The following is a 15792-nucleotide window of genomic DNA, read 5'->3' as shown; positions in this document are numbered from 1 at the left end:
TTTATTCTATTGTTTTAATTCTTAAATCATCCATCATCATTATATATGACGATTGATTATAATAGCCCGCAACACCTTTTCTTTGATAATTGAACTTATTACCATTGTATTCTGTTTCACCTATGAATCTAGAAGCTTCCAACAAGTTGTTTTTATAAGCTAATTTCAACAACAAATCATAGGTAAGATCAAAACCTCTTACCGCATATTTATTGGGATCATCACCAAAGCGTTTTCTATACCTATCTACAAAAGAACTATTGGCAACCTCTTTATTCACTGAAGGGTAAGTGAACTTTAAATTTGATAAATGTGTATTGGAAATCACATCATTTTCAAACGCAGAGTTCATGTCTGTTGTAAACATGCGAACACTAACTTTATCTTTACCCACCAAAGGATCAAAGGCAGTATTATTAAAAGAATTTAATATGGAGACTATACTTGAAATCAACTTATAATTATCAGATTCTACAAAAACCCAATTAGGTACTTGGTCAGATAGCAGGGTCTGTAGTTTATCTCTGTTAATACCAATATTTTTCTCCTCTTCTTTTACGACTACCACTTTTGCAGATGGAAATCTTTCTATAATAGCATCTTTTTCCTTTTTATTATCTTCATCTGCTATGATCAAAAGTGTTTCATCTGTATGATTGTTTTCAACATAGTCTAACATATGTTTCCACAATACCTCTTCATCCGTATAAGAGTAGAACACATTTTCTAAACTTAAATCGCTTTTTGCCGTTACCGGCGCCAATACCGGAACGTTATATCTAGAAGCTTGAACTGCGGTTTCTTTTAATGAAGGATTGTCCAAAGGACCAAAAACCGCACTATAACCACCTAATTGTTCTGCTTGCAATAGTTGTTTTGTCTTACCTAAATCCAATTGATTATCAACCGTTTTCACATCTATTGATACTCCTAAAGACTTTAACGAATCTATGGCTACCAATGCACCGGAATACAGACCTAAACTAACGGTCATATCTCTTCTAGAATCAATTGTTTTTTCAGCGCTTTCCTTATCCGCCAAATTCACCTTGTCCAATCTAAATGGCAACATGAACAGTACTTTTGGCTTTACGGCAACATTAATGCTATCCAATAAATTCACTTTATCCAATACCAGAGCATTCTTCACTTCAAAATCACCTACTTTATCTTTTGGCAACTTAAGTACCATGCCTGCCTTTAAGCCATCTTTTAAATCAGGGTTCAATTGGGTTAGCTCTGCCCATGTCATGTCAAATTTTCTAGTCAGCCTAAATTCGTTTTGCTTTGGTTTAACCTCATAAAAAATATAGTTGTCCGTATTAATATCACCAGTTTCTACCTTTTGTTCAGGTATACGAATAACCATACCCTCTTTTAACCCACCACGTTCTGTAATTTCTGGATTAAGGCGCACTATTTCATCTGATTTTACTCCAAATTCTTTCTCTAAACGATAAAAATTCATCTTTGCAGGTACCGTATAAGAGGTGTATAATTGGGTTACCTGATTCTTTACCGTACTACCGGCTATTTTAGGCATAACCAATTCATAACCTTCAGATAAATAATTGTCCGACTTTGATAGCCCAGGATTTAAAACCAACATGCTATCTATGGTAATGCCATATTTATGTGCAATACTCCATCTGGTTTCCTTTGCGGCAACAATGTATTTTTCAAAATCTTCATCGTTCATACCCACATCTTCAACTTTTGGAGCGGCATATTTAGGAATACGCAGATCCATCTTTTTCTGAAGGGGCGAGGCATATAAAACCGGATTATATTTTTTTAATTCATCCTCGGTAATATTATACATTTGGGTAATACCAAAAATGGTTTCCCTTTTCTTAACACGGTGCTCTGTATAGCCTATTGGCTCTCTAGAATTTTCTGCATCTTGTGCAATCTCTGTACTATTTTTGGTAGGAGTGTTTGCCGGCTTAGTCGCAATTTTTGCACTTGGTACTACCAATATAGTATTAGGTCTTAAATCCTGACCGGTTTTTATCTCTTTATTGTACTGCAAAATACTTTCAGTAGAAACCCCATATAATTTAGAAATACTTTCTAAGGTCTCTCCTCTTTTAACCTCATGTGTATTAAATTTCTGAGCCATTGCAGTGCAAGAGACCAATACGCAAAATGCCCAAATAATGTAAACTTGATTAAATATATATTTCATACTATTCCCATTCAATTGTTGCTGGCGGTTTAGAACTTATATCATATACGACACGATTAACGCCAGGGACTTTATTAATGATATCATTTGATGTTTTTTGTAGAAATTCATAAGGTAAGTTCACCCAATCGGCGGTCATACCATCTGTACTTTCCACGGCTCTAAGTGCCACGCATTTTTCATAGGTACGTTCATCTCCCATTACACCTACGCTGTTAACGGGCAATAACATAGCACCGGCTTGCCACACCTTATCGTATAGTCCCCATTTTTGTAATCCGTCAATAAAGATAGCATCCACCTCTTGCAAAATAGCCACTTTTTCTGGAGTGATATCTCCAAGAATACGAATTGCCAGACCAGGACCTGGAAAAGGATGTCTACCCAACAAAGCTTTATCTATACCCAAGCTAGCACCTACTCTTCTTACCTCATCCTTAAATAACATCTTTAAAGGTTCTACCACTTTTAATTTCATAAAATCTGGCAAACCACCTACATTATGATGACTCTTTATTGTTTGTGAAGGTCCGCCAGTTGCCGAAACCGATTCTATAACATCTGGATAAATAGTACCTTGTGCCAACCACTTTGCGTTTTCTACCAAATGAGATTCATCATCAAAAACCTCAATAAAAACCCTACCTATTGTTTTTCTCTTAGTTTCTGGATCGCTTTCTCCTGCTAAATCACCCAAAAAGCGTGCCGAAGCATCTACACCTTTTACATTTAAGCCCATTCCCTCATACTGCTTAAGTACATCGGTAAACTCGTTCTTTCTTAAAAGTCCGTTATTTACGAATATACAGTGCAGGTTTTTACCTATTGCCTTATGTAATAAAACAGCTGCAACAGAAGAATCTACACCACCGGACAACCCTAAGATTACTTTTTCATCGCCTATTTTCGCCTTTAATTCAGCTACTGTTTTATCAACAAAGGCATCAGGCGTCCAAGTCTGTTCCATCCCGGCAATATGCACTAAAAAGTTTTCCAGCACCTGTTTTCCATCTGTTGAATGATACACTTCTGGGTGAAACTGAATAGCATATGTTTCTTCGCCCTCAAATTTGAAAGCGGCATTTTCAACATCATGTGTACTTGCCAAAAGAGTTGTATTTTCTGGTAAATGCTTAATGGTATCGGCGTGGCTCATCCACACTTGGCTACCTGCATCTACTTTATCAAAAAATGGTTCGTTCTCCTTAACAAAGCTAAGGTTTGCACGACCATATTCCCGTGTATTCGATTTTTCCACACTACCACCATTAAAGTGTGCCAAATACTGCGCGCCATAACAAACGCCCAACAATGGTTTTTTACCTCTAATTTCAGACAGATCTGGGTGAACGGCATCTTCACCCCTAACCGATAAGGGCGATCCAGAAAGTATTACCGCTTTATACTCAGAAAGGTCTTTTGGTAATTTATTATAAGGTTTAATCTCGGAGAAAATGTTTAGTTCACGTACGCGTCTTCCAATCAATTGGGTGTACTGAGAACCAAAATCTAGTATTAGGACTTTATTTTGCATGGGCAAAAATAGCAAATTGACCGTTCTTGAAAAGTATCTTTTAATATATTTAGACTCGATTTAAATATTTTTCATGAAACACATTAGTGCAATTATTTTTGGAGCGGCAATTGTCATTGCCGCATATTTTTTAGGCAACGCTTATATACAAAGGGCAAACCCGCCCCAAATGATATCGGTTACAGGCTTGGGCAATGAAAATTTCACCTCTGACCTCATTGTATGGGAAGGTCAATTTTCTACCAATAGCACTGTTTTAAAAACAGCTTTCGACCAATTAAACCAAGACAAGGAAATTGTTCGAGAATATTTAACATCTAAGGGCATTGATACTAAGAGCATTATTTTTAATAGTGTTCAAACTACAGAAATGCGAGACAACAAATATGAAAATGGAAATTACGTTGGCAATATTTTTAAAGGTTACCAACTTGTACAAACTTTAAAAATAGAATCTGAAGATGTAGCTTTAATAGAAGGTGTTTCTAGAGAAATTACCGAACTTTTAAATAAAGGTGTTCAGTTTAACTCACTGCCCCCAAGGTACTATTATACAAAATTGGCAGACCTTAAAATTGAGATGATTTCCAAAGCAACCGAGGATGCCAGAATACGTGCAGAGAAAATTGCCGAAAATGCAGGTAGTAATTTAGGTGATCTGGTCTCTGCCAATATGGGTGTTTTTCAAATAACCGGTCAAAATTCTGGAGAAGACTATAGTTGGGGCGGTGCCTATAACACCTCTTCTAAAAATAAGACCGCATCAATAACTATGCGTTTAGAATATAAAGTTAAATGATAGTAGTGCTTTGATCGATACTTTTTACCGATCTGGTTAAGAGCAATTTACTTCTCTTATCAATCATTTAAATATATAACATATAAAAGCCCGGTAATCACCCGGGCTTTTTAATCAACCAATTATCAAACCGAATACTTTAAAATTTCTTTTTCATAGCAATCAGTATTCTGCACATTGGTCGCACGTATTTTTAATACCTTACAAAGAATCCAAAAAAAAAGCTCGGAAACCACCCCGAGCTTTTAAATAAATCAAAAACCAAATTAAACCAAAAGCTAAAAATTGAACCTTTTCAATTTCTTTTTCATAGCTATTATCTTTATAACAACTAACTAAACCATTACCCTACCCTATTTTTCATTTATTTTTACTATTAAATAAATTACCACAATGACAGGTTCATTTTTTGAAGAGTTAAGTATTGAGATCAAAAAAAGTGTAATTGAAAGAGGGCACCCATTTAGGTTCATTACAATGGCCACTACCGGCAATGAATCTATTGCAAGACTGCGTACCGTAGTACTTCGTGAGGTGACCGAAAATTTACGTTTAACTATTTATACCGATGGCCGAACCCAAAAGATAAATCATATTCATGTAAATAACCAAGTTAGCTTGCTTTTATACCATCCTGATAAAATGATACAGTTAAAAGTAGAAGGTATTGCTGAAATAGTAACAAATACCGAAAGATTAAAATCAACTTGGCAAAATATTCAGCCCAATAGCAGAAAAGATTACATCACAGAAACTAGCCCCGGTACAGCAATTAAGAATCCTGATCATGTGGAATATGTAGAAGACAAAAACCATTTCACCATAATCGATATTTTTCCAACTAAAATTGAATATCTAAAACTTAAAAGACCTAACCATATTAGGGCTCTTTTTACAAAGACCGATGACATTTGGAAGGGAGAATTCCTAGTTCCTTAATTGATATAGAAATATAGATTTTCTTTTTCTTTCCCAAAACCTATGAGACTATCTACAGGTGTGGTCTGTTTTTCTACAGATGGACCGATCGTTATTTCAACTTCCCCCTCATGCTGCAATTCCAATGCGGTTAACGAATAATCATCTGCAGAAAGTATGGTTCGTTCTGGATGTAGTAAGCGCACATTACCGGCATAAGTAACATTAGGTAGCACCCAATGATAAGTATTATAATTCTTGCTCAACTTACTGGCAACCGGCTCAAAACCAAAATGTACAGATGAAGGTATTTTCATCACCTTTTCTATTGGTGTTCTTATGGTTTGTATACCTATAACCAATATAAAAACCCAGTACCCAACAGTAACTAATTTCTTACTATTCTTTAAATCAACAATTTCCAGCAGTAGAACTACAAAAGGAATAAAAAGTGGTAGCAACCATCTGGTCTCAACTTTCTGACTTTGAAAAATGAGAAAAAACAAACCCAATACCAGTAATTGCGTAATTAACATTTTAAAAAACCAATTGATTCCAAGCTTATTAAAACTTAAATTTTTAGAGAAGTAGCCTATACTGATTATGGTGATAACAGGAAACATCAAAGCAAACAAGCCTTTTAAATAGATCATAAAGGGTAGCATTGAAAAACCCGATTTAGCTTGTTCTTTTCCTATTTTTTCTTCTATACTAGAGGTTAGAAAAGATTGATATTCATATGGACCTAATAACCAATATAAATGAGGACCAACTAATAGAACGGACACCAAAACCGACAATAGTATTTTTGGGTTGAAAACGATAGCTCTCAATTCTTTATCCCACAAAGCGACCACGGCAAAAGTCACCAGAAAGAATATATAATTGTATTTAGACATTATACCTACACCTAAAACCAATCCAAGCAAAAGATAATTTAAAATAGATTTACGCGCTAACAATAGCTGTATACTATAATAAGAGGCAACTACACATAAACAAAGTAAACTTGTATGCGAGAGTCTACGAAAAGTAAAATCTATATATACGGGTATTAAAACCAATGCCAGAACAGCCAATTTAGATGTATCCGCCTCCTTAATACGTAATCCTGAAAATCTGTAAAGTAATAACAATGTTCCTGCAAACAAGACAGCCCTAAGTAAAGAGAATGCCAATTTGCCCACACCAAAAACAGTATTAAAACCATACTGTAACCACGTATAAAGGGGTGGCTGATCATCATAACCCCAACGTAACCACTGAGAATAATAAGCCTGCTCCGCGTCTTCTAATTCTAACGCACTTTTGAAAAAAGTAATTGCCGTAATGGCAATAAAGGATAATATAGCAAGTACGTTTATCTTATGTAGCGTTTTGCCTTTACCCATTATTTACTTTTGGGTGATGACCGTAAAATTTAAACTCAAAGGTTCTAACGCCTTAAATAGCATTGGTAACAATGCTTCACCATATGCTAAATAAAACTCAGAAAAATTTAATTGTCTTTCTTGTAAAGATTGATTCGGAAAAATTTCATTCTGCAGTTCGGTCATGCGAACTACATGGTCTTTCAATTTTCTTTTTTGCGCTTGGAGCAACCTTTTTTCCAAGGCATCCAAGCCTTTTTTCTGTTTTACCTCTTGAGCCTTTACCGCGCCTAAAAACGACTTATCTGTTTTTTCTGCAAGCGCATACATTTCTTTAAATTGCTCTTCCAACAATTTTTTCTGTGGAGCAAAATCAATATCAATATTAGAGATTTCACGAATTTTTTTATTGATCAAGCTATTCTGGCTCAAGAATACATCTGACTTGGAAATATTCATTCGCTCTAATTTATCGGCTTGTTTCTCGGTAATGATCAAAGCTGAATTTCTGACCAATAAAATAGGAAACGTTACTTGCATGGCGTCAAATGCAGCCTTCAATTCTAACCAATATGCAATTTCTCCGCCGCCGCCTATATAACAAAGGTTGGGTAAAATAACCTCTTGGTATAAAGGCCTGGCAATAACATTGGGAGAAAATCTTTCTGGAAAATTTTCCATTTCACTCACCAACTCCTCATTCGTAAAAGTTATGGCAGTATCATTAACGGCATATTTTCCCTTACTTTCCACTAGCCTTTCCCTAATACCATCTTTTAAATAGAAATAATTGATTTCACGTGGGTTTACTTGTACAGGGTAATCAGAAGATATTTGGGTAATTTCCTCTATAGTTTCAGATACTTTCTTAAAAGCTGTTTGCTCAAAAATATCTTTTTTCATGTATGGTACAAGCAATTTCTTCAACTCAACATCATCACCATCAACAATTACCAAACCGTGGTCTTTAAAAATTTCGTTCGCTAAAAAGCGAGTTGCATCGGTCAGGGTATCATTCTTTAAATAGGCACTTTCAAATAATTCTTTTAATACTTGGGCATTTTTACTATCACCAATAGTTTTAGAATAAAGGGCAAAAACCTCTTCCAATCCTTCCGTAGGCAAATGACCTACAGCTCCAGAAGCCTCTTTGTTCCACTGAAATTTTAGTCCTTTGAAATTAAAATAATTGATTTCATCGAAATCATGATCCTCAGTGGCCATCCAATAGATCGGTACAAAGTTTTGATCCGGAAATTCTTTTTTTAATTCTTTGGTAAGGTTTATGGTAGAAATAATCTTATAAAGAAAGTAAAGCGGACCTGTAAATAAATTCAACTGGTGGCCAGTAACTACCGTAAATGTATTTTTCTCCTTTAAAAGCTCAATATTAACATTGGTTTGCTTAGAAACGTTGATTCCTTTATACTGTTCTATCAATGAACCAAACAATACACTTCTCTGCGATTGGGTAAATTGTTTACCCTTTTCTTCTATTTGCCCTTTGAACCCATCTAAATTCGGAAAACGATTATACAATGGTTTAAGCTTAGTATCTGCGGCAACATAATCGCAAATTAATTTCGAAAAATAGCCCGTTTTTACTAAGGGCAAACAGTCAATATCCATATAAAAATTAAAATCTTGGTAAATATAAAACCCTTTCGTTTTACATTTCCTAAATATAAGTTAATTACCGGTACTGTTAAATACCTGTTTACTCGGTGAATTACAGATTAGATAAGGTACAATTTGCATTTATTTTAATAGATTTGGCTGACTCAGAACACAAACAAACCTATATGAAACTAACTTTACGCATTGCATTACTATTTATTCCGTTTTTAGGGCTAGCTCAATTAAAATCGCCCTCAGAGTTTTTAGGCTACGAACTTGGCACTCAATTTACAAGACACCATCAGGTAGTAGATTACTATCAATATTTGGCAAAGGCTGAACCTAAACGCATGAAACTTATTGAATATGGAAAAACCAATGAACGAAGACCTTTGATATTGGCAACCATTTCTACTGAAGAAAATATGCAAAACCTAGATCAAATTAGGGAAGAGCATATGAAAGGTATACATGGAGAAGGTTCTCCGGACAAAGCTATTGTTTGGTTGAGCTACAATGTACATGGCAATGAAAGTGTTAGCACAGAAGCATCTATGCAAACCATTTACGACCTTTTCACAAGCAAGAAAGCATATTTAGAAAATATAGTTGTATTAATTGATCCATGTATTAATCCAGATGGACGAGATCGTTACGTAAACTGGTACAATCAATTTAAAAACTCGCCAAATCAAGTTGACCCTCAAAGCAAGGAGCATCATGAAAATTGGTGGAGCGGTAGAAGCAACCATTATATGTTTGACCTTAATAGAGACTGGGCATGGTTAACACAAGTTGAGAGTCAGCAGCGCCTAAAACAATTTAACCAATGGCTACCCCATGTTCATGTTGATTTTCATGAGCAAGGTGTTGACAACCCCTATTACTTTGCTCCTGCAGCTGAACCTTTTCATGAAGTTATTACAGATTTTCAAAGAGAATTTCAAGAAACCATTGGAAAGAATCATGCAAAATATTTTGATGCTAATGGATGGTTCTATTTTACTAAAGAAGTCTTTGATCTTTTATACCCAAGCTATGGCGATACTTACCCGACATATAATGGTGGAATTGGAATGACTTACGAACAAGGTGGTAGTGGACGTGCCGGACTTGGCATTATCACGAGTATTGGAGATACGCTTACCTTAAAAGATAGAATTGCACATCATCATACCACCGGCTTATCTACCGTTGAAGTGGCCTCAAAAAATGTTACTAAACTGAATGATGAGTTCAAGAAATTTTACCGTGACAAAAATTTTAAATACAACACTTATGTGATGAACGGTAACCCCGATAAAATAGAGGCTTTAGCAGATTTATTGAGTAAACATGAAATTGAATTTCAAGCAGGTACCAATAGTACCTTTAAAGGGTACAGTTATGCCACCGGTAAATCTGGCTCAATAAAAAGTACTAATAAAAGTTTGGTCATTTCTACAAACCAACCAAAAAGCACCTTGGTAAAAGTACTGTTCGAGCCCACCGCAAAGTTAAGCGACTCGGTTACCTATGATATCACCGCATGGTCTTTACCCTATGCCTATGGTTTAGACGCGATAGCTTCAGAAACCAGTGTAGCTAAATCCGTACCTCTTCATAGTGGTACTGAATACGGTGTTTTAAAACCGGACAGTTATGCTTACTTAGCTGATTGGAATAGTATGAAAGATGCTCAATTTCTAGCAGAATTACTGCGTAACAAAGTTCGAGTACGTTTTGCCCATAAGCCATTTACATTAGATGGTATTTCACATGAACGAGGCACATTGATTATTACTAAAAGTGACAATAAGCACCTTAAGAATTTCAATGATATCCTTATTTCAGCTTCAGAAAACAATTCTAAGAATGTCATTTCTACAAATACAGGTTTTGTTGAAAGCGGAAAAGATTTCGGCTCTGGTTATGTAGATGTAATTCAGAAATTAAATATCGCCGTTCTTTCTGGTGAGCCAACGTCAACTTTGCGTTTTGGTGAAATTTGGAACTTTTTTGAACAACAACTTAATTACCCTATTTCTGTATTGGGACATGATTATTTTGACCGTATTGACCTAAGCAATTATGATATTTTAATTTTACCTGACGGACGTGGGTATAATAGTTTTCTAAACTCATATAACAAGGAAAAAATAAAGGACTGGGTAAAACGTGGTGGAAAATTAATTGCCATGGGCGGTGCAATTGATGGAATTACCTCATCTGATAAAGATTTTAAATTATCTGTAAAAGAGATTGAAAAAGACTCATCCACTACAATAGGATCATTTGAAATTTCTGAAAGAGAACAAATAAAATCTGCTATTACCGGAGCAATTTTCAAGGCCACGGTAGATAACACAAATCCGTTAGCTTATGGTTACGATGACACTTATTTTACCCTCAAATTAGGTGCCCGTTCTTACAATTACCTAGAAAATGGCAGCGCAGTGTATTTGAGCGAAGGTAATAACGAACCTGTGTCAGGTTTTGCCGGTAGCGAAGCAAAGAAAAAAATTGCGGAAACTTTAATCTTCGGTACAGAAGAAATGGGGCGTGGTCAAGTTATTTATATGGTAGACAATCCACTTTTTAGAGGCTTCTGGGAAAATGGTAAGCTGTTTTTTGCAAACGCCCTATTCATGGTTAAATAAAATATTATGAAACAATACAAAGTTGAAACACTTATTTATTATTCGAAACTTACGTTTGACAAATACCATATTGTAGATAATTCCAACAAAGAAATTCAAGAAAAATTAGATAGCTACGCAAAAGATGGTTGGCGTTTGGTTTCTACAGATGCATCTAATTTTGGTGCAGCTATGTATATCTACCTGTATTTTGAAAAATAATTTTGATTAACCAATATTCTTGATCAATTGGTAATTACCAATATCCCTTAAACAGTTTATCTCGTTTAAGGGATATTTTATTTGGTAAAGGAATTTGGCAAATCTTCCAACAAATCTGCTTCTTTTACGTTTACATTAGAAGACCCTAATTTATTGGGGCGTAAACCAATGCTTATGGCTAACGACCAAGACCAAATAAATATCTTGCTGCAAAAATTAGAAATTCTTTTAAAAAAGCAGCAAGATTTTAATATTGAAGTAAATGAAATACGAAGGGATATTCAAATATTAAGAAATACCCAAGCCTTAAAGTTTACTGAAGATTCTAATAAAAAGTTTCAAGAAAAACCTATATCCAAGCCTATTGTTGAAACTTCCAAATTGATAGAACCGGAAATTACCGAAAACCCCGTTCAATTTAAACAGACAATTGACCCTAACTCAAATAAACCGGTAGACCCACCAAAAAAGAAATCAACTCTACACAAGAAAAAATCAAATCTCGAAAAATTTATTGGTGAAAACCTCATCAATAAAATTGGAATATTGATTACGGTAATTGGTGTTGTCATAGGCGCAAAATACTCTATAGAAAATAATTTAATTAGTCCGCTAACAAGAATTATACTTGGCTATTTAGTAGGTTTAGGCTTAATTGGATTTGGTATTAAATTAAAAGCAAAATACGAGAGCTATAGTGCCGTTTTGGTCAGTGGTGCGCTTGCAATACTGTACTTTATAACATTTGCCGCATATGATCTTTATGCGCTCTTTCCACAACTAGTAGCCTTTGGTATAATGCTCCTATGTACCGTTTTTGGTGTTGTAGCAGCAATAAATTACCACAAACAGGTAATTGCACATATTGGTCTTGTAGGGGCCTACGCAGTGCCGTTCTTACTAAGTAATGATTCTGGCAACATAACTGCTTTATTTAGCTACATCTCCTTAATTAATGTGGGCTTATTGGCAATTTCATTTAAAAAATATTGGAAAGTACTCTACTATGTTTCCTTTACTTTTACTTGGCTTATATATAGCTATTGGTTCTTTTTGGAAAGTGATGATTATCATAATAATTTTATTTTAGGCTTTACCTTTTTAGCTACTTTCTTTACTATATTTTACATTACATTTTTAGCTTTTAAACTAGTTAAAACCGAGGTGTTTAAGGTTGGCGACATTGTATTAATCTTACTCAACTCCTTTATATTTTACGGTTTTGGTATTGCATGGCTTTATAATTATGAGGGCGGTGAGTCTTATCTGGGTCTATTTACGGTTTTTAATGCGTTGATTCATTTTATTATCACGGTAATAATTTTTAAAAGAAAATTGGCAGACAGAAAGTTATTTTTCATGACTTCTGGCTTTGTTCTTTCGTTTATCACCATTGCTGTTCCTGTTCAATTAGATGGCAACTGGGTAACCTTGATTTGGGCATTTGAAGCTGTCCTTTTATTCTGGATAGGACGAACAAAAAAGGTAACTTTCTATGAGTATCTTTCTTTTATTATGGTGGCTCTGGCCATGGTTAGTTTAATGATGGATTGGGAACAGGGATATCATTGGAGAAATACTTCTGATGTATGGAGCCCCATATTAAACACTACCTTTTTAACCTCTTTAATTTGTATTTCCGCTTACGGATTCATGACCTGGCTTCAATTAAAAACTCCATCAACAAAACCATCTTTTGTACAGAATTGTATGAAAATATGTATACCTGCCTTGTTTCTTGGTACGCTATATTTAGCTTTATATTTTGAAATTGAACACTATTGGAACAATACTTTTCAAGCCTCTAAAATTAATATCGAGAATTCCATTGGCAACTACCCTGAATACAACTACAATATTGTTGATATTGAATCTGTTTGGCTTATAATTTACACTATGGTATTTATCTCCGCATTAGGTTTGATAAACAACTTCAAGATAAAAAACAAAACCCTAGGTATTGTATCTTTGATTGCTGCTCTTTTAACGACATTTACTTTTTTAACGAGTGGTCTTTACATACTTAGCGAATTACGCGAAAACTATATAACACAGGAACTCGCCGAGTTTTATAATATTGGAACAAATAATATATACATACGTTATATTTCATTTGCATTTTTTGCTTTCTTACTTTTTGCTATTTACAAAGTAGCCCAAAAGGAATATCTAAAAATCAACTACAAAATACCCTTTGAAATTTTACTGCACATTTCTATCATCTGGATTCTTAATAGCGAGTTGCTAAATTGGATGGATCTAGCAGGATCTAATCAATCATACAAACTAGGTCTAAGCATTTTATGGGGCGTTTATGCTCTACTTCTTATTGCACTAGGAATTTGGAAAAAGAAAAAATACCTGCGTGTAGGTGCTATCGTACTATTTTCATTAACATTGATCAAATTGTTTTTCTATGATATTTCTTCATTGAATACTATTGCTAAGACTATAGTATTCGTTTCCCTTGGAGTTTTATTATTGATCATTTCATTTCTTTACAATAAATACAAACACATTATTTCAGATGAAGTCAAATAATTATCACTTAACATTCTTTGCCTTTATAATAACATCATTTTCTTTTGCGCAAATGCATTCCTATGCTAAAAAAATAGAACTAAAAGGGATAGATAGCTTATGGCACAACATTGAAATACCAAATACCGTATTTAAAGATTTGAATGCCAACTTAAGCGATATTAGAATTTATGGCATAACCGCAACAGATACTATTGAAGCGCCTTATATACACAAGACTTCAAAGGCAACCCAGGCCAACGACGAAATTTCTTTTAATCTTTTGAATCGGGTTCATAATACAAAAGGATATTACTTCACCTATGAATTGCCAAATAAAGAAACCATCAATGAGATTATACTAGATTTAAAAGACCAAAATTTCAACTGGGAAATAACTTTAGAGGGTAGTCAGCATCAAAAACAATGGTTCACCATTTTGGAAGATTATCGCATTCTATCCATAAACAATGACCAGACCAATTACGCCTTTACAACTCTAAAATTTTCCGATACCAGCTATAGGTATTATCGCTTATTGATCAAGAGTGATGTAGAGCCAAAATTAGCTACGGTGAAAATTCTTAAAAAGGCAAAAAAGGAAGCCGCATATCGAAATTATCAGGTACAATCATTTCAAGTAAAAGAACAAGAAAAGAATACTATTGTTGATGTGGAACTAAGCACCAAGGTACCATTAGATTTTTTAACTGTCACAGTAGATGATAATTTTGACTATTATAGATCCATATCATTACAATATTTAGCAGATAGTGTTAAATCGGAAAAAGGCTGGTATTATAATTATAGACCTCTGACCACCAAAACACTTTCTTCAATGGAAGATAACAACTTTGAACTTCCTAGTATACTAGCAAAAAAAGTACGTATCATTATATTAAACTATGACAATCAACCCCTGAACATTTCCAGTGTAGCACTAAGAGGTTTTATACACACCTTAACAACACGCTTTACCGCGCCTGCCAATTACTTTATGGTGTATGGAAAAAATACAGACAAATCTCCAAATTACGACATTGCCAAGACAAAAATAATTTTACCTCAAAATATTACTAATTTAAATTTAGGAAAGACAATAGATATACAAAAAAAAGAATCTATAACTACTGCTCCTCTTTTTGAAAATAAGTGGTGGCTTTGGGGAATAACAGGACTTATAATAATTCTGCTCGGTTATTTCACTATAGGCATGATGAAGAAAGAACTTTGAACATAATTATCTTTTAATCAATTAGTTAATACGATACCAAAATTATAGTTACGAACATAATTTTTATTTTTATGCTAATTTTGGCTAAACGAGTTTAATATTAAATGATTTATATTTAAACTCTATATAACACATAACCAAAATTTAAAAATGAAAAAATCTGTCTTAACCAATGCCTTGTCATTGGTCTTTTTTGCTATTTGCGCACAAGTATCTTCACAAGTAACCAATATCTCGGTAATAGATAGTTCAGCTACAATGAACACTCCTGTTTCCTTAGATAGCACAACAACAGAGCAACTACAAACAGTTGATAGTTTGGTCACTGTTGATCCACGCCTAAAATTTGGATGTGGCTTTGGACTCAATTTTTTAGGAGGCACCAATATTAGCTTGTCACCTAACTTAATATATAATGTAAGCGATAATTTTAGTTTAGGCGCGGGAGTTCAAGGAAGTTATAATTCCATTAAAAATGTTCAAAAAACTACAACCTTTGGTGCTAACGTTATTGGACAATACAATCTATCTAAAAAATTAATGAGCTTGTTGGAGTTTGCCCAATTAAAAGTGAATACAAAACAAGAAACACCTACTGGTGAAATTAAAGATGATTTTTGGGAATCCGCATTATTTGTTGGCGCAGGCTACAACATTAATAATAAAATCTCTATTGGTGCCAAATTTAATGTGTTATATGATGATGACGAAAGTGTTTATTCTAGCCCAATAATCCCATTTGTAAACATCACTTTTTAGGTAAAAAAAAATC

At 34.3% G+C, this 15792-nt stretch carries 11 protein-coding genes; 7 read left to right on the top strand and 4 right to left on the bottom strand.

Features of this window, described 5'->3' with window-relative positions; genetic code table 11:
* Nucleotide 1 precedes the first annotated feature (1 nt).
* Together CSC80_RS13525 and guaA are read right to left on the bottom strand one after the other, a co-directional pair.
* Entirely contained in the window at nucleotides 2–2188 is a 2187-nt protein-coding gene (locus tag CSC80_RS13525) for a LysM peptidoglycan-binding domain-containing protein (RefSeq protein ID WP_099192532.1), read from the bottom strand.
* Nucleotide 2189: 1 nt separating this feature from the next.
* The gene (guaA, locus tag CSC80_RS13520; protein ID WP_099192530.1) at nucleotides 2190–3722 is read right to left on the bottom strand and encodes a glutamine-hydrolyzing GMP synthase; all 1533 of its coding nucleotides are present in this window, start codon (nucleotides 3720–3722) and stop codon (nucleotides 2190–2192) included.
* A gap of 73 nt (nucleotides 3723–3795) precedes the next feature.
* Here guaA and CSC80_RS13515 point away from each other — a divergent pair, with 73 nt between their 5' ends.
* Complete coding sequence (locus tag CSC80_RS13515) at nucleotides 3796–4521, top strand: SIMPL domain-containing protein (RefSeq protein ID WP_091602484.1); 726 nt, start codon at nucleotides 3796–3798, stop codon at nucleotides 4519–4521.
* A 393-nt stretch (nucleotides 4522–4914) separates the two neighbouring features.
* Complete coding sequence (locus CSC80_RS13510) at nucleotides 4915–5460, top strand: pyridoxamine 5'-phosphate oxidase family protein (RefSeq protein ID WP_099192528.1); 546 nt, start codon at nucleotides 4915–4917, stop codon at nucleotides 5458–5460.
* Here the strand turns inward: CSC80_RS13510 and CSC80_RS13505 are convergent.
* Both CSC80_RS13505 and bshC read right to left on the bottom strand, forming a co-directional pair.
* Entirely contained in the window at nucleotides 5457–6830 is a 1374-nt protein-coding gene (locus CSC80_RS13505; RefSeq protein ID WP_099192526.1) for a glycosyltransferase family 39 protein, read from the bottom strand. The genes CSC80_RS13510 and CSC80_RS13505 overlap by 4 nt on opposite strands.
* 3 nt (nucleotides 6831–6833) lie before the next feature.
* The gene (gene bshC / locus CSC80_RS13500; RefSeq protein ID WP_099192524.1) at nucleotides 6834–8438 is read right to left on the bottom strand and encodes a bacillithiol biosynthesis cysteine-adding enzyme BshC; all 1605 of its coding nucleotides are present in this window, start codon (nucleotides 8436–8438) and stop codon (nucleotides 6834–6836) included.
* A gap of 173 nt (nucleotides 8439–8611) precedes the next feature.
* On the opposite strand from bshC, the gene CSC80_RS13495 reads away from it, so the two are divergent.
* From CSC80_RS13495 to CSC80_RS13475, 5 genes are all read left to right on the top strand, one after another.
* Complete coding sequence (locus CSC80_RS13495; protein ID WP_099192602.1) at nucleotides 8612–11065, top strand: M14 family metallopeptidase; 2454 nt, start codon at nucleotides 8612–8614, stop codon at nucleotides 11063–11065.
* 6 nt (nucleotides 11066–11071) lie between these two features.
* Nucleotides 11072–11266, top strand: coding sequence for a DUF4177 domain-containing protein (locus CSC80_RS13490; RefSeq protein ID WP_058105705.1), 195 nt, complete (start codon nucleotides 11072–11074; stop codon nucleotides 11264–11266).
* Nucleotides 11267–11347: 81 nt separating this feature from the next.
* Nucleotides 11348–13807, top strand: coding sequence for a DUF2339 domain-containing protein (locus tag CSC80_RS13485; RefSeq protein ID WP_236973393.1), 2460 nt, complete (start codon nucleotides 11348–11350; stop codon nucleotides 13805–13807).
* Nucleotides 13794–15020 (top strand): DUF3999 family protein, encoded by a 1227-nt coding sequence (locus tag CSC80_RS13480; RefSeq protein WP_099192523.1) that lies wholly within the window; start codon nucleotides 13794–13796, stop codon nucleotides 15018–15020. Before CSC80_RS13485 ends, CSC80_RS13480 begins: the two co-directional genes overlap by 14 nt.
* 150 nt (nucleotides 15021–15170) lie before the next feature.
* Nucleotides 15171–15779, top strand: a complete 609-nt coding sequence (locus CSC80_RS13475; RefSeq protein WP_099192516.1) for a hypothetical protein — start codon at nucleotides 15171–15173, stop codon at nucleotides 15777–15779.
* Nucleotides 15780–15792 lie beyond the last annotated feature (13 nt).

The sequence above is a fragment of the Maribacter sp. 6B07 genome (assembly GCF_002700155.1).
In the GTDB taxonomy this organism is placed as follows: domain Bacteria; phylum Bacteroidota; class Bacteroidia; order Flavobacteriales; family Flavobacteriaceae; genus Maribacter; species Maribacter dokdonensis.
This window is presented reverse-complemented; position numbering and strand designations above follow the sequence as displayed.

Excerpts from the sequence above, each read along its gene's own strand:
- bshC (WP_099192524.1), bottom strand. The coding sequence starts at position 8,438 with ATGGATATTGACTGTTTGCCCTTAGTAAAAACGGGCTATTTTTCGAAA.
- guaA (WP_099192530.1), bottom strand. The coding sequence starts at position 3,722 with ATGCAAAATAAAGTCCTAATACTAGATTTTGGTTCTCAGTACACCCAA.
- CSC80_RS13495 (WP_099192602.1), top strand. The coding sequence starts at position 8,612 with ATGAAACTAACTTTACGCATTGCATTACTATTTATTCCGTTTTTAGGG.
- CSC80_RS13510 (WP_099192528.1), top strand. The coding sequence starts at position 4,915 with ATGACAGGTTCATTTTTTGAAGAGTTAAGTATTGAGATCAAAAAAAGT.
- CSC80_RS13505 (WP_099192526.1), bottom strand. The coding sequence starts at position 6,830 with ATGGGTAAAGGCAAAACGCTACATAAGATAAACGTACTTGCTATATTA.
- CSC80_RS13490 (WP_058105705.1), top strand. The coding sequence starts at position 11,072 with ATGAAACAATACAAAGTTGAAACACTTATTTATTATTCGAAACTTACG.
- CSC80_RS13525 (WP_099192532.1), bottom strand. The coding sequence starts at position 2,188 with ATGAAATATATATTTAATCAAGTTTACATTATTTGGGCATTTTGCGTA.
- CSC80_RS13515 (WP_091602484.1), top strand. The coding sequence starts at position 3,796 with ATGAAACACATTAGTGCAATTATTTTTGGAGCGGCAATTGTCATTGCC.
- CSC80_RS13475 (WP_099192516.1), top strand. The coding sequence starts at position 15,171 with ATGAAAAAATCTGTCTTAACCAATGCCTTGTCATTGGTCTTTTTTGCT.
- CSC80_RS13480 (WP_099192523.1), top strand. The coding sequence starts at position 13,794 with ATGAAGTCAAATAATTATCACTTAACATTCTTTGCCTTTATAATAACA.